The sequence below is a fragment of the Halomonas flagellata genome, from assembly GCF_022487945.1.
Taxonomy (GTDB): Bacteria; Pseudomonadota; Gammaproteobacteria; order Pseudomonadales; family Halomonadaceae; genus Halomonas; species Halomonas flagellata.
The window spans coordinates 71,481-87,933 of record NZ_JAKVPY010000019.1; the positions used below are offsets into that span (position 1 = coordinate 71,481).

Consider the following 16,453-nt stretch of genomic DNA (forward strand, 5'->3'; position numbering starts at 1 on the left):
GTTTCGGTTTTCTGGTTAGGCATTAGCAACTGGGGGGAGCCGCCGTTGCGCGAACCCTTCCAGTATTGTTTAGCACAATTGATGTGCTTGACCCATGTCCTCCGCACACATTGAAAGTGCCGTTGTAACCTTGTGACCAGCCCATGGCGGAGAACCGTACCGGGCGGTCATCCCTATTGAAGTTGACTTGGACCTTGTCCGAGGCTTCCAGCACACGCAGGACGGTAACTCCCGCCAGACTGCTTCCCGTGACTTCACCTTCCACGATCACCCAGTCGTGATCCCAGTCGTCGAAGGCGCAGGTGTCGTAGGTCGGCCCCGGGCTGGCGCAGATCGAAATGGCCGTTCCCCGTGTCACGGCGGTATTCCTGGCCACCGCCAGCGCCGTCTTGAGGCGCAGCACCTCGGCGGCGACCTCGTTGCGGGCGGTGAGGCTCTGGAAGCCGGGGATGGCCCAGGTGACCAGGATGGCGAGCACGGCGATGGCGACGACCAGCTCGATCAGGGTCAGGCCCCGCTGACGCGACTTTGCCAGCCGGCCGGGCCTGCCGGTATGGTACAGGGCGCGCGCGGTGACGGGGCGCATGGCTCCCTCCTGGAGAGATTTCTTCCCTGGGGTGGTCACTTCACCCTAGTCAAGCTACCGCGCCTCTCTGTAAGCCATTTCGGACAATGCCTGTGAGTGAATTCCTTGTCGTGGGTGGCGGCGTCATCGGCATGATGACGACGCTGCAACTGGCCGATGCCGGCCATTCGGTGACCCTTCTCGAGCGTGGCGACTGCGGCCGCGAGGCCTCCTGGGCCGGCGGCGGCATCGTGTCGCCGCTCTACCCCTGGCGCTACAGCGCGCCGATCTCGCGGCTCTCCACCTGGTCGGAGGGCTTCTACCCGGAACTGGCGCTGCGCCTGCTGGAGGAGACCGGCATCGACCCGGAGTACCGCCAGAAGGGGCTGCTCTACCTGCGTGTCGATGACGAGGCGAAGGCCATGGCCTGGGCGCGGGAAGTGGGCAAGCCGCTCGAGCGGGTCGAGGCGGACTTCCTCTATGCCAAGGAGCCCCAGGCGGCCCCGGGCCTGTCCGAGGCGCTGTGGATGCCGACCCTGGGCAGCATCCGCAACCCGCGCCTGGTGCGCGCGCAGCGCGCGCGGCTGGCCAGCATGCCCCGGGTCACCCTGCGCGAGCAGTGCGAGGTCACCGGTTTCGAGCAGGCAGGCGGGCGGATTGCCGCGGTGCGTACCGCGTCGGGGCCTGTCTCGGGGGAGCAGGTGGTCGTCTGCGGCGGCGCCTGGGCGGCAGGCCTGCTCGAGCGGGTCGATGTCCGGCTGCCGGTGCGCCCGGTGAAGGGGCAGATGATCCTGTTCAAGGCGCCGCCGGGACTGGTGCGGCGGGTGGTCCTGATGGACGGGCGCTACGTGATTCCCCGGGCCGATGGCCGGGTGCTGGCCGGCTCCACGCTGGAAGAGTGTGGCTTCGACACGAGCACGACGAGCGAGGCCCGGGAATCCCTCTGGCAGAGCGCGGTGAGCATCATCCCGGCACTGGCCGACTGCGAGGTGGAACACCACTGGGCGGGGCTGCGTCCCGGTTCGCCGGACGGGGTTCCCTTCATCGGCCGGGTGCCGGGCGTGGATAACCTCAGCGTCAACGCCGGGCACTACCGCAACGGCCTGGTGCTGGCCCCGGCCTCGACCCGGCTGCTGGTGGACCAGCTATTGGGGCGCGAGCCGATCATCGATCCGGCGCCCTATCGGCTGGAGCGATAGCGCTACTCGGACTTCTGCTCCTCGAGATACTTGTCACGGTGGGCGCTGCAGCAGAACCATTCCTCCTTCTCGCGCAGCGCCTCGTTTTCCGGCACATGGACCTTGCACCAGGTGCAGCGCACCATCTGGCTACCCTCCTGGCGTTCGTCGCCCTCGAGCAGTTCCTCGCGTTCGAGCTTCCACTCCCGGTACATGCGGTAGAGCTTGAGGCCGGCGAAGAACAGCACGGCGAAGATGATCAGGCGAATGAGCAACAGGTTCATCCTTTGTGAGACTCCCTGGTGAAGGGCGGCCACCTTTGCCACTCGGCCGCCCTTGCGGGACAATGAAGGGTATCCATGGATTCTCGAGAGATTTCTACGCCCATGCAAGATCTGACGCTGGTGATGGCTCAGCTGGACCCGCTGGTCGGGGACATTCCCGGCAATACCGACCGTGCCATCGAGGCGGTGCGCGAGGCCCGCATCGAGCATGGGGCCGACATCGTGGTGCTGCCCGAGCTGTTCCTGACCGGCTACCCGCCGGAAGACCTGCTGCTGCGGCCCGCCATGGAGAGCCGCCTGCGCCATGCCCGTACCCGCATGGCCGAGAAGGTGGTGCGTGACGTCCTGGTGATCGTCGGCTACCCCGGCCGTCGCGAGGGACAGACCTGGAACCTGGCCGGCGTGCTCTACAACGGCGAATGGCTCGGCGAGTACGCCAAGCAGGCGCTACCCAACTACCAGGTGTTCGACGAGCAGCGCTACTTCGCCGCGGGCACCCGGCCGCTGGTGATTGACCACCAGGGGGCGAAGCTGGGCATCCTGATCTGCGAGGATATCTGGAAGGAAGCGCCGGTGCGCCAGGCCCATGATGCCGGTGCCGATATCCTGATCAGCCTCAACGCCTCGCCCTTCCACCAGGACAAGCCCGAAGAGCGCCTGCATCTGCTCAAGGAGCGTGCCGCCGAGGCGGGGCGACCGCTGGTCTACGTCAACATGATCGGTGGCCAGGACGAGCTGGTGTTCGATGGTGGTTCGGCCTGCGTGGATGCCAAGGGCAAGCTGATGGTGCAGGCACCCCACTGGGCGGTGGGCCTGATGCCGGTGCAGTTCGTGCACCAGAAGGGCCAGTGGGTACCCCGGCCGGGCGAGACCGATCCCGAAGTGGAGCCGGAAGAGAACCTCTACTGCGCGCTGGTCACGGGGCTTCGCGACTACGTCAACAAGAGCGGTTTCGAGGGCGTGGTGCTGGGGCTTTCCGGCGGCATCGACTCGGCCCTGTCGCTGGCCATTGCCGTGGATGCCCTGGGCCCGCAGCGCGTGCATGCGGTGATGATGCCCTATCGCTACACGGCGGACATCTCGAAGGAGGACGCCGCCGAACAGGCGAAACTGCTCGGCGTCGGCTACGAGGTGCTGCCCATCGAGCCGATGGTCGAGGCCTTCATGGACACGCTTGCCGAGAGCTTCGCCGGCACCGAGCGGGATACCACCGAGGAGAACCTGCAGTCGCGCTGCCGTGGTGTGCTGCTGATGGCGATCTCCAACAAGAAGGGCCTGATGGTGCTGAGCACCGGCAACAAGAGCGAGATGGCAGTGGGCTACGCGACCCTCTACGGCGACATGGTGGGCGGCTACAACGCCATCAAGGACGTCTACAAGACCTGGGTCTACCGCCTGGCCCGCTGGCGCAACAGCCAGTCGCCGGCGATCCCACAGCGGGTCATCGAGCGGCCGCCCTCCGCCGAGCTGGCCCCGGACCAGAAGGACAGCGACTCGCTGCCCGGCTACGACGTGCTCGATGCCATCCTGGTGCGCTACATCGAGGGCGACATGAGCGCCGAGGCGATCATCGCGGCGGGCTTCGACCGCGGCGACGTCTACAAGGTGGTCAAGCTGGTCGATCGCTGCGAGTACAAGCGCCGTCAGGCCCCGGTGGGCGTGCGTGTCACGCCGCGGGGCTTCGGCCGCGATCGCCGCTATCCCATCGTCAACGGCTGGCAGCCGGGGGAATGAGAGCTGGAAGCCTGAAGCTGTAAGCTTGAAGAAAAGACCGGCGCTGCGATGGCAGCGCCGGTCTTTTCATCCTATGGATCAGTGTGAGCCGTGCTGTTCCAGGCGCTCGGCTAGCCAGATCTTGATGATCGACTGACGAGTGACGCCGAGGCGAGCGGCTTCACGGTCCAGGGAGTCGAGCATCCAGGCCGGGAAGTCGACATTGACACGTTTCTGCTTCCTGAGCGGGCGCTTGGCTTGCGTCAGGTCGAGTTCATCGATGATGTCGTCGCCTTCATCAAAGCGTGAATCGAGCTCATGGGCCTTCATAGAGTGTTACCTCGCTGCTGCGTGAACGTCTGACCGAGATCAGGCGAATCCGTTTGCCTCTGTAGGTGATGATGCCGGACCAGTGCTTCCCGTCGATCCTGCCAATGACCACGGAGCGTGGCTCGTCGGTGGCCTTTGCTGGAATCTCCAGCAAGTCCGGATCTTCCCAGAGCCGCTGGGCATCGACAAAGTCGATACCGTGCTTGAGCCGGTTCGACTCGCTCTTCCGGGGATCGAATTCGAAGGCGCTCATGAGTAAAAAATATACCTTTTTTATGCCACGGGGAAGGCATGTGTTGCGAAGCTGGCCACAAAAAACCGGCGCCGCCCGAGGGGGCGGCGCCGGTTTTTTCCGTCTGGGCGGGCGTCAGGCCGAGAGCGACTGCGCCCTGACATGCTTCGGCTGGAAGGTGCGGCCGCGCAGCTGTTCGTGGTGCGGTGCGTTCTCGAGCAGCACGGCCAGCACTTCGCGGGCCCGGTCGCGCATCTCCAGGCCCAGGTAGCCTTCCACCATCACCGCCAGGGCGTCGCGGGTGGCCTCGGACTCCGGGTAGTTCTCGACCACCCAGCGGCCGCGCTCCACGGCGGCCAGATAGGCGCCCTTGCGCAGGTAGAAGTCGGCCACGTTCAGCTCGTGCCGGGCCATCAGGTTGCGCAAGTAGACGATGCGCTGCTTGGCATCCGGAGCGTACTCGCTGTCGGGATAGAGGTTGATCAGCTCGCGGAAGTCGGTATAGGCCTCCCGCGAGGCACCGAGGTCACGCTTGGAGATGTCGATCAGCCGCAGCCGCTCGAGGCTGAAGCGGCCGGCCTGCCAGGCGGCCAGACCGCGCATGTAGAGGGCGTAGTCGGCCTGGGGGTGGCTGGGGTGCAGGCGGATGAAGCGGCTGGCGGCGGCGCGGGTGGCCTCCCAGTCGTCGGTCTCGTAGTAGGCGTAGATCAGCTCCAGCTGGGCCTGCTCGGCATGGTTGCCGAAGGGGAAGCGGGTGTCGATGGCCTCCAGCCGGGAGATCGCCGTGGGGTAGCGGCCGCGATCCAGGGCCTCACGGGCCTCTTCGTAGAGCTCGCGCTCGGCGACGCCGGCAAACTCGTCTTCCTCTTCTTCCTGGGAGCCGTTGCTGGCACAGCCCGCCAGCAGGGTAGTGGCCAACACCAGGGCCGCAAGGCGTGCAGGGGTGGTGAAAACGCGCATCGTGATCCTCGTATCAAACAACCCGGATCGGCCGTGGTAGAATCGGCCGCAAACCCGCTCACTATAAAGCACCGTGCGGCAAAACGCAGTCATCCTGCGCCGGATGCGCCGCCGGAAACCCCTCTCCGATATCTGCATACGGGGCTCTCACTCGCTTATGTCCCAGACCCTGGAAGCACAGCAACGCGTTCCCGATGCCATGGCCGGCCTGCGTCTGGACCAGGCCGCCGCCGAACTGTTCGCCGATTTCTCCCGGGAGCGCCTCAAGGGCTGGATCAAGGCCGGGGCCCTGACCGTCGACGGCACTCCCGCCAGGCCGAGGGACAAGGTCTACGGCGGCGAGCGGCTGCAGCTGCAGGCCGAGCTCGAGGACGATGCCCGCTTCGAGCCCGAGGCGATCCCGCTGGACGTGGTCTTCGAGGACGACGAGGTGCTGGTGATCGACAAGCCGGCGGGGCTGGTGGTTCACCCGGCCGCGGGAAACCCCGACGGCACCCTGCTCAATGCCCTGCTGCACCACTGCCCGGCGCTGGCCGCGGTGCCGCGGGCGGGCATCGTGCATCGGCTCGACAAGGACACCTCCGGGCTGATGGTGGTGGCCAAGACCCTGATGGCCCAGACCTCGCTGGTCGAACAGCTCCAGGCGCGCAGTGTCTCCCGTGAGTACGATGCGGTGTCGGTCGGGGTGATGACCGCCGGTGGCACCCTCGATGCACCCATCGGCCGCCACCCCAGGGATCGCAAGCGCCAGGCGGTGAATGCCTCCGGCAAGCCGGCGGTGACCCACTACCGGGTGGTGGAGCGCTTCCGTGCCCATACCCATGTGCGCTGCCGGCTCGAGACCGGCCGCACGCACCAGATCCGCGTGCACCTGGCGCATCTGCGCTATCCGCTGGTGGGCGACCCCGTCTATGGCGGACGGCTCAAGCTGCCGAGGGGGGGCGGCGAAGCGCTGAAGGCGCTGCTGCGCGAGTTTCCCCGCCAGGCGCTGCACGCCCGCAAGCTGGCCTTCGTCCATCCCGGTTCCGGCGAGACCCTGACCTTCCGCGCGCCGCTGCCGGATGACATCCTGTTGCTGCTCGACTACCTCCGCGACGACGTCGAGACCCTGCGTTGAGGACCCCGCAATGAGCGATGCCCCGGACCTGCGCCCGACCCTGATCCTGCCCGACTGGCCGGCCCCCGTCACCGTGGGGGCCTTCGTCACCACCCGGGAGACCGGCCCCAGCCAGGAGGACTTCGCCGCCTTCAACCCGGCCGAGCACGTCGGCGACAACGCGGCTCACGTCACCCTGTGTCGACGCCTGCTGCAGAAGGAGCTCACCGACGAGCGGCCGCTGCTGTGGCTGAACCAGGTCCACGGCGCCCGGGTGCAGCAGCGCTATACGGACGAGCCACCCGAGGCCGATGCCGCGGTGGCCTTCGACGAGGGCCACGCCTGCGTGGTGCTCACCGCCGACTGCCTGCCGGTGCTGTTCTGCGATCGCCGCGGACAGCGGGTGGGGGTGGCCCATGCCGGCTGGCGCGGGCTGGCCGGCGGCGTGCTCGAGGCCTCGGTGGCCGCCCTCGGTGTGCCGGCGGAGGAGGTGCTGGCGTGGCTTGGCCCGGCGATCTCCAATGCCCAGTTCGAGGTCGGCCCCGAGGTGCAGAAGGCCTTCGTCGGCGTGCATCCCGAGGCGACCGAGGCCTTCGAGCCCAGCCCCTACCGGCTCGGCCACTACATGGCCGATCTCTACAAGCTGGCGCGCCTGCGCCTCGAGCGGCTGGGGGTCTCGCACATCAGTGGCGGGCACTTCTGTACCGCCTGCGAACCGCGCTTCTACTCCCACCGCCGCGACGACGGCAAGACCGGGCGGATGGCCAGCGTGATCTGGCTCAGGTAGCACCGGGCCACGGGCTTCGAGCGTCGAGCCAAACTACCGCCCGCCGCCCGCCGCCCGCCGCCCGCCGCCCGCCGCCCGCCGCCCGCCGCCCGCAGCCCGCAGCCTTGACCCGCGTCAATCCGCGCGTGCCTTTCCCTGGTGGCCGACTTGAAAGCGGTCCACGCTGGCTCCATTGAGTGTGTCAAGATGAATCGACAGGGACGAGCGGCGTGTCCGAATGCGTCGCCACCCCGATGGAGGAAAGCGCATGCGTTTCGACAAGTTCACCGCCAAGCTGCAGAACGCCGTGGCGGATGCCCAGTCCCTGGCCGTGGGGCGTGGTCATAACCAGCTCGAGCCGGGCCACCTGCTGCTGGCGCTGCTGGACGCCCGCGATACCGGCGTCAAGGCACTGGTCCAGAAGGCCGGCGGCGATGCCGCCCGGCTGCGCGACGGCCTGGTGGGCCACCTCGACGACCTGCCCAGGGTCGCCCAGTTCGATGGCGAGGTGCAGCCCTCCCGCGACCTGGTCAAGCTGTTCAACCTCACCGATCGCGAGGCCCAGAAGCGGGGCGACCAGTACATCGCCAGCGAGCTGGTGCTGCTGGCGGCGCTGGAGATGGGCCATGCGGTGACCAAGCTGCTGACCCAGGCCGGGGTGACCCGCAAGGCGCTCGAGACCGCCGTCGACAGCGTGCGCGGTGGCGAGCGGGTCGACGACCCCAACGCCGAGGACCAGCGCGAGGCGCTGGAGAAGTACACCCTGGACCTCAACGAGCGGGCAGCCAGCGGCAAGCTCGACCCGGTGATCGGCCGTGACGACGAGATCCGCCGCACCATCCAGGTGCTGCAGCGGCGCACCAAGAACAACCCGGTGCTGATCGGCGAGCCCGGCGTGGGCAAGACCGCCATCGTCGAGGGCCTGGCCCAGCGCATCGTCGACGGCGAGGTGCCGGAAGGGCTCAAGGACAAGCGCGTGCTGTCGCTGGACATGGGTGCGCTGCTGGCCGGGGCCAAGTTCCGCGGCGAGTTCGAGGAACGCCTCAAGTCTGTGCTCAAGGAGCTGGCCCAGGAGGAGGGCCGGGTGATCCTGTTCATCGACGAGCTGCATACCATGGTCGGCGCCGGCAAGGCCGAGGGCTCCATGGATGCCGGCAACATGCTCAAGCCGGCGCTGGCCCGCGGCGAGCTGCACTGCGTGGGCGCCACCACCCTGGACGAGTACCGCAAGTACATCGAGAAGGACGCCGCCCTGGAGCGCCGCTTCCAGAAGGTGCTGGTGGACGAGCCCTCCGAGGAGGACACCGTGGCGATCCTGCGCGGCCTCAAGGAGCGCTACGAGGTGCACCACGGCGTCGACATCACCGACGGCGCCATCATCGCCGCGGCCAAGCTGTCGACCCGCTACATCACCGACCGCCAGCTGCCCGACAAGGCAATCGACCTGATCGACGAGGCGTCGTCACGGATCCGCATGGAGCTCGATTCCAAGCCCGAGGAGATGGACCGCCTCGACCGCCGGCTGATCCAGTTGAAGATGGAGCGCGAGCACCTCAAGAAGGAGACCGACGAGGCCTCGAAGAAGCGCCTCGAGAGCCTGGAGGAGCAGATCGGCGAGCTCGAGCGCGAGTATGCCGACCTCGACGAGATCTGGAAGGCCGAGAAGGCCAGCATCCAGGGCGCGGCCCAGTTCAAGGACGAGCTCGACCGGGCGCGCATCGACCTGGAGCAGGCGCGTCGCCAGGGCGACCTGGCGCGGATGTCCGAGATCCAGTACGGGGTGATCCCCGCGCTGGAGAAGAAGATCGCCGAGGCCGGCGAGGCCGAGGCCGATACCGCCAGGCACCAGCTGCTGCGCTCCAACGTCACCGAGGAGGAGATCGCCGAGGTGGTGTCGCGCTGGACCGGCATCCCGGTGGCCAAGATGCTCGAGGGCGAGCGCGACAAGCTGCTGCGCATGGAGGCGGCGCTGCACGAGCGGGTGATCGGCCAGGACGAGGCGGTCACCGCCGTGGCCAACGCCGTGCGGCGCTCGCGCGCCGGCCTGGCCGACCCCAATCGGCCCAACGGCTCCTTCCTGTTCCTCGGCCCCACCGGGGTGGGCAAGACGGAGCTCTGCAAGGCGCTGGCCAACTTCCTCTTCGACACCGAGGAGGCCATGGTGCGCATCGACATGTCGGAGTTCATGGAGAAGCACTCCGTGGCGCGGCTGATCGGGGCGCCCCCCGGCTATGTCGGCTATGAGGAGGGCGGCTACCTGACCGAGGCGGTGCGCCGCAAGCCCTACTCGGTACTGCTGCTCGACGAGGTGGAGAAGGCCCACCACGACGTCTTCAACATCCTGCTGCAGGTACTGGAGGATGGCCGCCTGACCGACGGCCAGGGGCGTACCGTGGACTTCCGCAACACCGTGATTGTCATGACCTCCAACATGGGCTCGGACATCATCCAGCGCATGGGAGGCGACGACGCGGACTACGCGCAGATGAAGGAGATGGTGATGGCGGTGGTGGGCGACCACTTCCGGCCGGAGCTGATCAACCGCATCGACGAGGTGGTGGTGTTCCACGCCCTGGGCCAGGAGCAGATCCAGGCCATCGCCGGCATCCAGCTCGACCGCCTGCGGTCACGCCTGGCCGAGCACGACCTGTCGCTCGAGGTCAGCGACGCCGCCCTGGCCCAGTTGGCCGTGGTGGGCTTCGACCCGGTGTTCGGGGCGCGACCGCTCAAGCGGGCGATCCAGAGCCGCATCGAGAACCCGCTGGCCCAGGACCTGCTGGCCGGGAAGTTCTCCCCGGGCGACGTCATCCATGTCGACGTGGAGGAGGATCACCTGGTGTTTCATCACTGATACACAAAGCGTTACGTTGTCGCTCGGGCCCCCGGTCGACGACTGGCTACACTGAAACCAGGTTGCGTCCTGTAACCGTTTGCCCGCCGGTTCCCCATGCCGGCGGGTTTTTTTATGCCGTTCGGCGGGCGCTTTCCTGTCGCTATCCGGGCGAAAGTGCCTTGCCGAAATTCCGTTCATGGGCTACCCGAGCGTCCTCGGCGGTTGACACCTTCGTGATGCTAATGGAATCTTGACCGTTCCTGATTGCGGGCGCGGACTCCTGCGGGTGACCCCCCACTGCCGCGCGAAGGGTAGGCCACCTGGCCTCTACCCGCCGAAGGACTACCGACATCGGCCAACCGCCGGTGGCGGCCAACGCCCCGACGCGGCGATCCGCCGTGAAAGGGAGCTGCTGATTTATGTCGCGAGCGACGATAGGTTGACCGTCGCCGGAACGGAAAAGCCGGAGTTTACAAGGCAGTAAATGAGGACTTTGAGTACCGCCGGCGGTCAAGATATCGAGCGCAGCAATAAATCGGCGTTCCCGAATGAGAGTGCAGGCCCCAACAGGGCCCATTAAGCCAGGGTTTGGCATCAGGTGCCGGCGTGTCCGGCAGCGGCATACCGCCGCACTCGAACCCGTGACCCGATCAGCGGGCACGGATCGCACTCGAGACCTCCAGGGGAGAAACATCTGTGGAACTGCTTTCCGGCGCGGATATGATCGCCCGCTTCCTCCAGGATGAGGGCGTCGAATACATCTATGGCTATCCAGGTGGCGCGGCGCTGCACATCTATGACGCCCTGTTCCGCCAGGACAAGGTCAAGCACATCCTGGTGCGCCATGAACAGGCCGCGACCCATGCGGCCGACGGTTATGCCCGGGCCTCGGGCAAGCCGGGGACGGTGCTGGTCACCTCCGGTCCCGGTGCCACCAATGCGGTCACCGGCATCGCCACCGCCTACATGGACTCGATTCCGATGGTGGTGCTGTGCGGTCAGGTGATGAGCCACCTGATCGGTGACGACGCCTTCCAGGAAACCGACATCATCGGCGTGACCCGCCCGATCGTGAAGCACAGCTTCTCGATCAAGCACCCGACCGAGATTCCGGAAGTCCTCAAGAAGGCCTACTACCTGGCCTCGACCGGGCGTCCCGGTCCGGTGGTGGTGGACATTCCCAAGGACATGACCGCCCCCACCGAGCGCTACGAGTACGTCTACCCGAAGAAGGTGAAGATGCGCTCGTACAATCCGGTCACCCGCGGGCATACCGGCCAGATCAGGAAGGCCGTGGAGATGATGCTCAAGGCCAAGCGCCCGGTGTTCTACACCGGCGGCGGCGTGGTCACCGGCCGGGCCTGCGAGGGGCTGACCGACCTGGTCAAGCGGCTGGGCTTCCCGATCACCACCACCCTGATGGGGATCGGCTCCTACCCGCAGAGCGACCGCCAGTGTCTCGGCTGGCTCGGCATGCACGGCTCCTATGAGTCGAACATGGCGATGCACCATGCCGACCTGATCATCGCCATCGGTGCGCGCTTCGACGATCGGGTGACCAACAACACCTCCAAGTTCTGTCCCACCGCCAAGATCATCCATGTGGACATCGATCCCAGCTCGGTCTCCAAGACCGTGCGGGCCGACGTGCCCATCGTCGGCCCCGCGGCCAGCGTGATCGACGAGATGATCAGCCTGGTGCAAGGCAAGGAGATCGCCAATCCCGAGGCCCTGGCCGAGTGGTGGCAGAAGATCGACGGCTGGCGCGAGGAGCGCCACGGCAAGCTCTATGAGCCGTCGCAGCCCGGCGAGCCGATCAAGCCGCAGGAGGTGATCGAGGCGCTGTGCCGGATCACCCGCGGCGAGGCGTACGTGACCACCGACGTAGGCCAGCACCAGATGTTCGCGGCCCAGTACTACAAGTTCGACAAGCCCAACCGCTTCATCACCTCCGGGGGGCTCGGCACCATGGGCTTCGGCTTCCCGGCGGCCATGGGCATCAAGCAGAACTTCCCCGAGGAGCAGGTAATCTGCGTCACCGGCGAGGGCAGCTTCCAGATGATGATGCAGGAGCTGTCGACCTGTAAGCAGTTCGGTGGCGGCGTGAAGATCGTCAACCTCAACAATGCCTCGCTGGGCATGGTGCGCCAGTGGCAGGACCTCAACTACAAGTCCCGCCATGCGCACTCCTACATGGAGTCGCTGCCCGACTTCCAGAAACTGATCGAGTCGTATGGCTTCACCGCCCTGAAGGTCGAGACGCTCGAGGAGCTCGAGCCGGCACTGGAGAGAGCCTTTGCCGACAAGCACGAGCTGGTGTTCCTCGACGTCGCCGTGGACCCGCACGAGCACGTCTATCCGATGCAGGTGCCCCTGGGCTCCATGCGCGACATGCTGCTTTCGAAGACGGAGCGGACCTGATGCGTCATATCATCTCGATCCTGATGGAAAACGAACCGGGCGCCCTGTCACGTGTGGTGGGGCTGTTCTCTCAGCGCAACTTCAACATCGAGACGTTGAACGTGGCGCCCACCGAGGACCCGAGCCTGTCACGCCTCACGGTCACCACCGTGGGCGACGACCGGGTGATCGAGCAGATCACCAAGCACCTCAACAAGCTGATCGACGTGGTCAAGCTGGTCGACCTCACCGAGGGCAACCACATCGAGCGCGAGTTGATGCTGATCAAGGTCAAGGCGCTGGGCGCGGCCCGCGACGAGGTCAAGCGCACCGTGGACATCTTCCGTGCGCAGATCGTCGACGTCTCGCCGAGCCTCTACACGGTGCAGATCACCGGGGACGCCGGCAAGCTGGATGCCTTCCTGCAGGCCATGGGGCCGGTGGGCATCCTCGAGGTGGCGCGTACCGGAGTGTCGGGCATTGCCCGCGGCGACAAGGTGTTGTCCCTTTGATTTACGACTGCGTTCACTCGTGACGTAAATCAGTCTTCTACATGCCTTGTTGCTGAATCCAGAGGCCGCCCTTCGGGGCGGCTTTTTTGTGCCTCACCGTTCGACCACCTCGTCCCAGAGCGCCTGGATCAGCGGGCTCCTGAGGCGACGCTCGAGCACGCAGAGCCCGACGTCGTAATGGGGCAGCTCCGGCTTCACCGGCAGTACCCGCACGCGCTCGCGCAGCGGGCTGTTGTCGAGCACGATTTTCGGCACCACCCCGACCCCGAAGCCCAGCCCCACCATGCTGACGATCGCCTCGTGGCCGGCCACCTGGGCGTAGATCCGCGGGGCGATCCCCAGCGCCCGGAACCAGGTGTTGCTGTACTCCCGCGACAGGCCCGCCTCGGAGAGGATCATCGGCACCTCTCGCCACTGCTCGGCGGAGGGCGACTCGGGGGTGGAGGGTATCCAGCCGTGGCTGTCATAGGGGGCAATGAACACCAGCGGTGAGCGGGTCAGCGACTTGAAGGCCAGCGCCTCGGGCACCTGGCGGGGACGCGAGGTGATCGCCATGTCCTCGTCGCCGCTCAGCACCCGCGCCATGGCCTCGGCCGGGTCGCCGGTATGCAGCTTGAGCTCGATGCCGGGATAGCGGGCCCGGAATTCGCTGAGCAGTTCGTAGAGGAAGCTGTAGCTAGCGGTCACCGAGCAGTAGATGCTGATCTCGCCGGTGAGGGTGCGTGCCTCGCTCATCAGCGACAGGCGCAGCTGCTCCCACTGTTCCAGGGTCTCGCGGGCATAGCCCTGGAAGGTCTGTCCCTGGCGGGTCAGGCTGACGTGGCGGTTGTCGCGATCGAACAGACGCACGCCGAGGCTCTCCTCGAGCTGGCGGATCGAGCGGGAAAGCGTCGAGGGGCTGACGTGACAGGCATCGCTGGCGCGGCCGAAATGCAGGGTGTCGGCGAGGGCCAGGAAGTGTTTCAGGGGGCGCATGTCCATCCGGGGAGTATTGCATATTTCGGCATGCGGCGTTGCAAATATCGCGTTTTACGCAATGGGGCGGCTGGCGTAAGGTATCGACATCGGTCGTCAGACCCCCAGCGCCGCGACAGACGGCGCGGGTGGCCATCAACGCTGACATCGTTACCAACCCCTTCCTCTCAGGAGCACAGCATGCGCGTTTACTACGACAAGGACTGCGACCTCTCCCTCATCCAGGGCAAGAAGGTCACCATCGTGGGGTACGGTTCCCAGGGCCATGCCCACGCCAACAACCTGAAGGAGTCCGGCGTCGACGTCACCGTCGGCCTGCGTTCCGGCTCCTCCTCCGTCGCCAAGGCCGAGGCCGCCGGCCTAAAGGTCGCCAGCGTGCCGGAAGCCTGCAAGACCGCCGACGTGGTGATGATCCTGGCGCCGGACGAGAACCAGAAGGCGATCTACGAGCAGGAGGTCGAGCCGAACCTGAAGCAGGGCGCCACCCTGGCCTTCGCCCATGGCTTCAACATCCACTACAACCAGATCGAGCCGCGCAAGGACCTGGACGTGATCATGATCGCGCCCAAGGCACCGGGTCACACCGTGCGCTCCGAATTCGTCAAGGGCGGCGGCATTCCCGACCTGATCGCCATCCACCAGGATGCCTCCGGCACCGCCAAGGAGCTGGCGCTCTCCTATGCCGCCGGCGTCGGCGGTGGCCGTAGCGGCATCATCGAGACCACCTTCAAGGACGAGACCGAGACCGACCTGTTCGGCGAGCAGGCCGTGCTGTGCGGCGGTGCGGTGGAGCTGGTCAAGGCCGGCTTCGAGACCCTGACCGAGGCCGGTTATGCCCCGGAGATGGCCTACTTCGAGTGCCTGCACGAGCTCAAGCTGATCGTCGACCTGATGTACGAGGGCGGCATCGCCAACATGAACTACTCCATCTCCAACAACGCGGAGTATGGCGAGTACGTGACCGGCACCGAGGTGATCAACGAGCAGTCTCGCGCCGCCATGCGCAACGCGCTCAAGCGCATCCAGACCGGCGAATACGCCAAGATGTTCATCAACGAGGGCAACAGCAACTACCCGTCGATGACCGCGCGTCGCCGCCTGAATGCCGAGCACGAGATCGAGATCGTGGGCGCCAAGCTGCGCGGCATGATGCCGTGGATCGCCGCCAACCAGCTGGTCGACAAGTCCAAGAACTGATCGCCGGCCGCGGTGCGGCCAGCCACGAGGGCGCGGGTTTCCGCGCCCTCGTGGCGTTTCGGGGGCCGACGGCAGGCATGGTTCCCTCGACGCCACCGTGTAGAATGGCAGTCATTCACCAGCGCGTGAATCCATTCTGGTAACGGACGAGGCGAATGAGTCAGGATCCCCACAATACCGAACATGATGCCGGTCGCCCCGGTGCCGAACAGGGCAGGGCCGAGCGCGAGACGGCTTCCCCCGCCGAGGAAGACCTGGCCGCTACCTTCGTGCGCGAGACGGAGGTCATCGAGGAGTCCATCGAGGACGGCAAGAAGGTGCGTCGCAAGGGCATCTACCTGCTGCCCAACCTCTTCACTACCTCGGCGCTGTTTGCCGGTTTCTTCGCCGTGGTGGCCGGCATCAACGGCGACTTCACCGCGGCCGCCGTGGCGATCTTCATCGCCATGGTGCTCGACGGCCTGGATGGCCGGGTGGCGCGGATGACCAATACCCAGAGCGCCTTCGGTGCCGAGTATGACAGCCTCTCCGACATGCTCTCCTTCGGCGTGGCGCCGGCGCTGGTCGCCTTCACCTGGATACTGCAGGACATCGGCAAGACCGGCTGGGTGGTGGCCTTCCTCTATGTGGCCTGCGCCGCACTGCGTCTGGCACGCTTCAATGTGCAGATCGGCAGCGTCGACAAGAAGTGGTTCATCGGCCTGCCCAGCCCGTCGGCCGCGGCCTTCGTCGCCGCCAGCGTCTGGACCTTCCACAGCTTCGATGCCGACGCGGTCGGCTTCAAGTTGTTGATGCTGTTGGTCGTCGCCGCCGCCGGGGTGCTGATGGTCAGCAACATCCGCTACTACAGCTTCAAGGATATCGACCTCAAGGGGCCGGTACCCTTCGTGGTGCTGCTGGCCATCGTGCTGGGCTTCGTGGTGATCTCGGTGGAGCCTTCGGTGATGCTGCTGCTGCTGTTCGGTAGCTATGTGGCGTCGGGGCCGGCGATGGCGATCATGCGCAAGATGAAGCGCTCGCCGCCCGCCAGTTGAGCGCTTGATGCCTCGCTGCAGCGCCCGCCTCGAGCGGGCGTTGTCGTCTCTCGGCCAGGGGGCGGCTTGTCCACAGGCGGTCTGCCCGAACCGCCTGTGGACGACGGCGGCTCGCCGGCTTGGAATTTTTCCCGAAAAGGCCTTGCGGGGCATCGGGGAAATCCGTAAAGTACGCATCCGCTGCCGGCGACGGGCAACGTTGCAGGCGGTGATGAGTGGCAGAAGTGTTTGTTATTTATGAGGTTTTTCGCAGCTTTCGAAAAGCTCTCACTTGACAGGCGCGGCGGATTCGGTAGAATGCGCACCACTCGTGACAGAGACCCGCTGAGGGCTCTATCGGCGACCAGCGAGGCTGGCGCGTCGAGGTTTCCCACCCGA

General features: G+C 66.3%; 15 protein-coding genes. 9 read left to right on the forward strand and 6 right to left on the reverse strand.

Annotated elements, in window-relative coordinates; translation table 11 throughout:
• Positions 1-22 precede the first annotated feature (22 nt).
• Positions 23-586, reverse strand: coding sequence for a GspH/FimT family pseudopilin (locus MKP05_RS15425; protein WP_240569140.1), 564 nt, complete (start codon positions 584-586; stop codon positions 23-25).
• Positions 587-678: 92 nt separating this feature from the next.
• Here MKP05_RS15425 and thiO point away from each other — a divergent pair, with 92 nt between their 5' ends.
• A complete protein-coding gene (thiO, locus tag MKP05_RS15430; protein ID WP_240569141.1) occupies positions 679-1,764 on the forward strand; it encodes a glycine oxidase ThiO in 1,086 nt (361 codons plus the stop codon).
• Between the two features lie 2 nt (positions 1,765-1,766).
• On the opposite strand, the gene MKP05_RS15435 is transcribed toward thiO, so the two are convergent.
• Positions 1,767-2,027: a PP0621 family protein gene (locus MKP05_RS15435; RefSeq protein WP_240569142.1), complete on the reverse strand. Its 261-nt coding sequence runs from the start codon at positions 2,025-2,027 to the stop codon at positions 1,767-1,769.
• A 102-nt stretch (positions 2,028-2,129) separates the two neighbouring features.
• On the opposite strand from MKP05_RS15435, the gene MKP05_RS15440 reads away from it, so the two are divergent.
• Positions 2,130-3,761 carry an NAD+ synthase gene (locus MKP05_RS15440; protein ID WP_240569143.1) on the forward strand — a complete coding sequence of 544 codons (1,632 nt, stop codon included), beginning with the start codon at positions 2,130-2,132 and terminating at the stop codon, positions 3,759-3,761.
• 78 nt (positions 3,762-3,839) lie between these two features.
• Here the strand turns inward: MKP05_RS15440 and brnA are convergent, their stop codons facing one another.
• From brnA to MKP05_RS15455, 3 genes are all read right to left on the reverse strand, one after another.
• The gene (gene brnA, locus MKP05_RS15445) at positions 3,840-4,070 is read right to left on the reverse strand and encodes a type II toxin-antitoxin system BrnA family antitoxin (protein WP_240569144.1); all 231 of its coding nucleotides are present in this window, start codon (positions 4,068-4,070) and stop codon (positions 3,840-3,842) included.
• Complete coding sequence (locus MKP05_RS15450) at positions 4,057-4,323, reverse strand: BrnT family toxin (RefSeq protein ID WP_240569145.1); 267 nt, start codon at positions 4,321-4,323, stop codon at positions 4,057-4,059. The genes brnA and MKP05_RS15450 overlap by 14 nt, the downstream gene beginning before the upstream one ends.
• 114 nt (positions 4,324-4,437) lie before the next feature.
• Positions 4,438-5,262, reverse strand: coding sequence for an outer membrane protein assembly factor BamD (locus MKP05_RS15455; protein ID WP_240569146.1), 825 nt, complete (start codon positions 5,260-5,262; stop codon positions 4,438-4,440).
• A gap of 157 nt (positions 5,263-5,419) precedes the next feature.
• On the opposite strand from MKP05_RS15455, the gene rluD reads away from it, so the two are divergent.
• From rluD to ilvN, 5 genes are all read left to right on the forward strand, one after another.
• Positions 5,420-6,379, forward strand: a complete 960-nt coding sequence (rluD, locus tag MKP05_RS15460) for a 23S rRNA pseudouridine(1911/1915/1917) synthase RluD (RefSeq protein ID WP_240569147.1) — start codon at positions 5,420-5,422, stop codon at positions 6,377-6,379.
• Between the two features lie 10 nt (positions 6,380-6,389).
• The gene (pgeF, locus tag MKP05_RS15465; RefSeq protein ID WP_240569148.1) at positions 6,390-7,145 is read left to right on the forward strand and encodes a peptidoglycan editing factor PgeF; all 756 of its coding nucleotides are present in this window, start codon (positions 6,390-6,392) and stop codon (positions 7,143-7,145) included.
• 247 nt (positions 7,146-7,392) lie between these two features.
• The gene (gene clpB, locus MKP05_RS15470; RefSeq protein WP_240569149.1) at positions 7,393-9,975 is read left to right on the forward strand and encodes an ATP-dependent chaperone ClpB; all 2,583 of its coding nucleotides are present in this window, start codon (positions 7,393-7,395) and stop codon (positions 9,973-9,975) included.
• Positions 9,976-10,653: 678 nt separating this feature from the next.
• Positions 10,654-12,378: an acetolactate synthase 3 large subunit gene (locus MKP05_RS15475; protein ID WP_110285310.1), complete on the forward strand. Its 1,725-nt coding sequence runs from the start codon at positions 10,654-10,656 to the stop codon at positions 12,376-12,378.
• Positions 12,378-12,869 (forward strand): acetolactate synthase small subunit, encoded by a 492-nt coding sequence (gene ilvN / locus MKP05_RS15480; protein WP_102626691.1) that lies wholly within the window; start codon positions 12,378-12,380, stop codon positions 12,867-12,869. The genes MKP05_RS15475 and ilvN overlap by 1 nt, the downstream gene beginning before the upstream one ends.
• A 93-nt stretch (positions 12,870-12,962) precedes the next feature.
• Here the strand turns inward: ilvN and ilvY are convergent, their stop codons facing one another.
• The gene (gene ilvY / locus MKP05_RS15485) at positions 12,963-13,850 is read right to left on the reverse strand and encodes an HTH-type transcriptional activator IlvY (protein WP_110285309.1); all 888 of its coding nucleotides are present in this window, start codon (positions 13,848-13,850) and stop codon (positions 12,963-12,965) included.
• A gap of 174 nt (positions 13,851-14,024) precedes the next feature.
• On the opposite strand from ilvY, the gene ilvC reads away from it, so the two are divergent.
• Together ilvC and pssA are read left to right on the forward strand one after the other, a co-directional pair.
• Complete coding sequence (gene ilvC / locus MKP05_RS15490; RefSeq protein ID WP_110285308.1) at positions 14,025-15,041, forward strand: ketol-acid reductoisomerase; 1,017 nt, start codon at positions 14,025-14,027, stop codon at positions 15,039-15,041.
• Between the two features lie 155 nt (positions 15,042-15,196).
• Positions 15,197-16,075: a CDP-diacylglycerol--serine O-phosphatidyltransferase gene (gene pssA / locus MKP05_RS15495; RefSeq protein WP_110285307.1), complete on the forward strand. Its 879-nt coding sequence runs from the start codon at positions 15,197-15,199 to the stop codon at positions 16,073-16,075.
• Positions 16,076-16,453: the final 378 nt, after the last annotated feature.

Excerpts from the sequence above, each read along its gene's own strand:
- ilvC (WP_110285308.1), top strand. The coding sequence starts at position 14,025 with ATGCGCGTTTACTACGACAAGGACTGCGACCTCTCCCTCATCCAGGGC.
- MKP05_RS15440 (WP_240569143.1), top strand. The coding sequence starts at position 2,130 with ATGCAAGATCTGACGCTGGTGATGGCTCAGCTGGACCCGCTGGTCGGG.
- ilvN (WP_102626691.1), top strand. The coding sequence starts at position 12,378 with ATGCGTCATATCATCTCGATCCTGATGGAAAACGAACCGGGCGCCCTG.
- pgeF (WP_240569148.1), top strand. The coding sequence starts at position 6,390 with ATGAGCGATGCCCCGGACCTGCGCCCGACCCTGATCCTGCCCGACTGG.
- clpB (WP_240569149.1), top strand. The coding sequence starts at position 7,393 with ATGCGTTTCGACAAGTTCACCGCCAAGCTGCAGAACGCCGTGGCGGAT.
- pssA (WP_110285307.1), top strand. The coding sequence starts at position 15,197 with ATGAGTCAGGATCCCCACAATACCGAACATGATGCCGGTCGCCCCGGT.
- ilvY (WP_110285309.1), bottom strand. The coding sequence starts at position 13,850 with ATGGACATGCGCCCCCTGAAACACTTCCTGGCCCTCGCCGACACCCTG.
- brnA (WP_240569144.1), bottom strand. The coding sequence starts at position 4,070 with ATGAAGGCCCATGAGCTCGATTCACGCTTTGATGAAGGCGACGACATC.
- MKP05_RS15425 (WP_240569140.1), bottom strand. The coding sequence starts at position 586 with ATGCGCCCCGTCACCGCGCGCGCCCTGTACCATACCGGCAGGCCCGGC.
- MKP05_RS15435 (WP_240569142.1), bottom strand. The coding sequence starts at position 2,027 with ATGAACCTGTTGCTCATTCGCCTGATCATCTTCGCCGTGCTGTTCTTC.
- rluD (WP_240569147.1), top strand. The coding sequence starts at position 5,420 with ATGTCCCAGACCCTGGAAGCACAGCAACGCGTTCCCGATGCCATGGCC.
- MKP05_RS15450 (WP_240569145.1), bottom strand. The coding sequence starts at position 4,323 with ATGAGCGCCTTCGAATTCGATCCCCGGAAGAGCGAGTCGAACCGGCTC.
- MKP05_RS15455 (WP_240569146.1), bottom strand. The coding sequence starts at position 5,262 with ATGCGCGTTTTCACCACCCCTGCACGCCTTGCGGCCCTGGTGTTGGCC.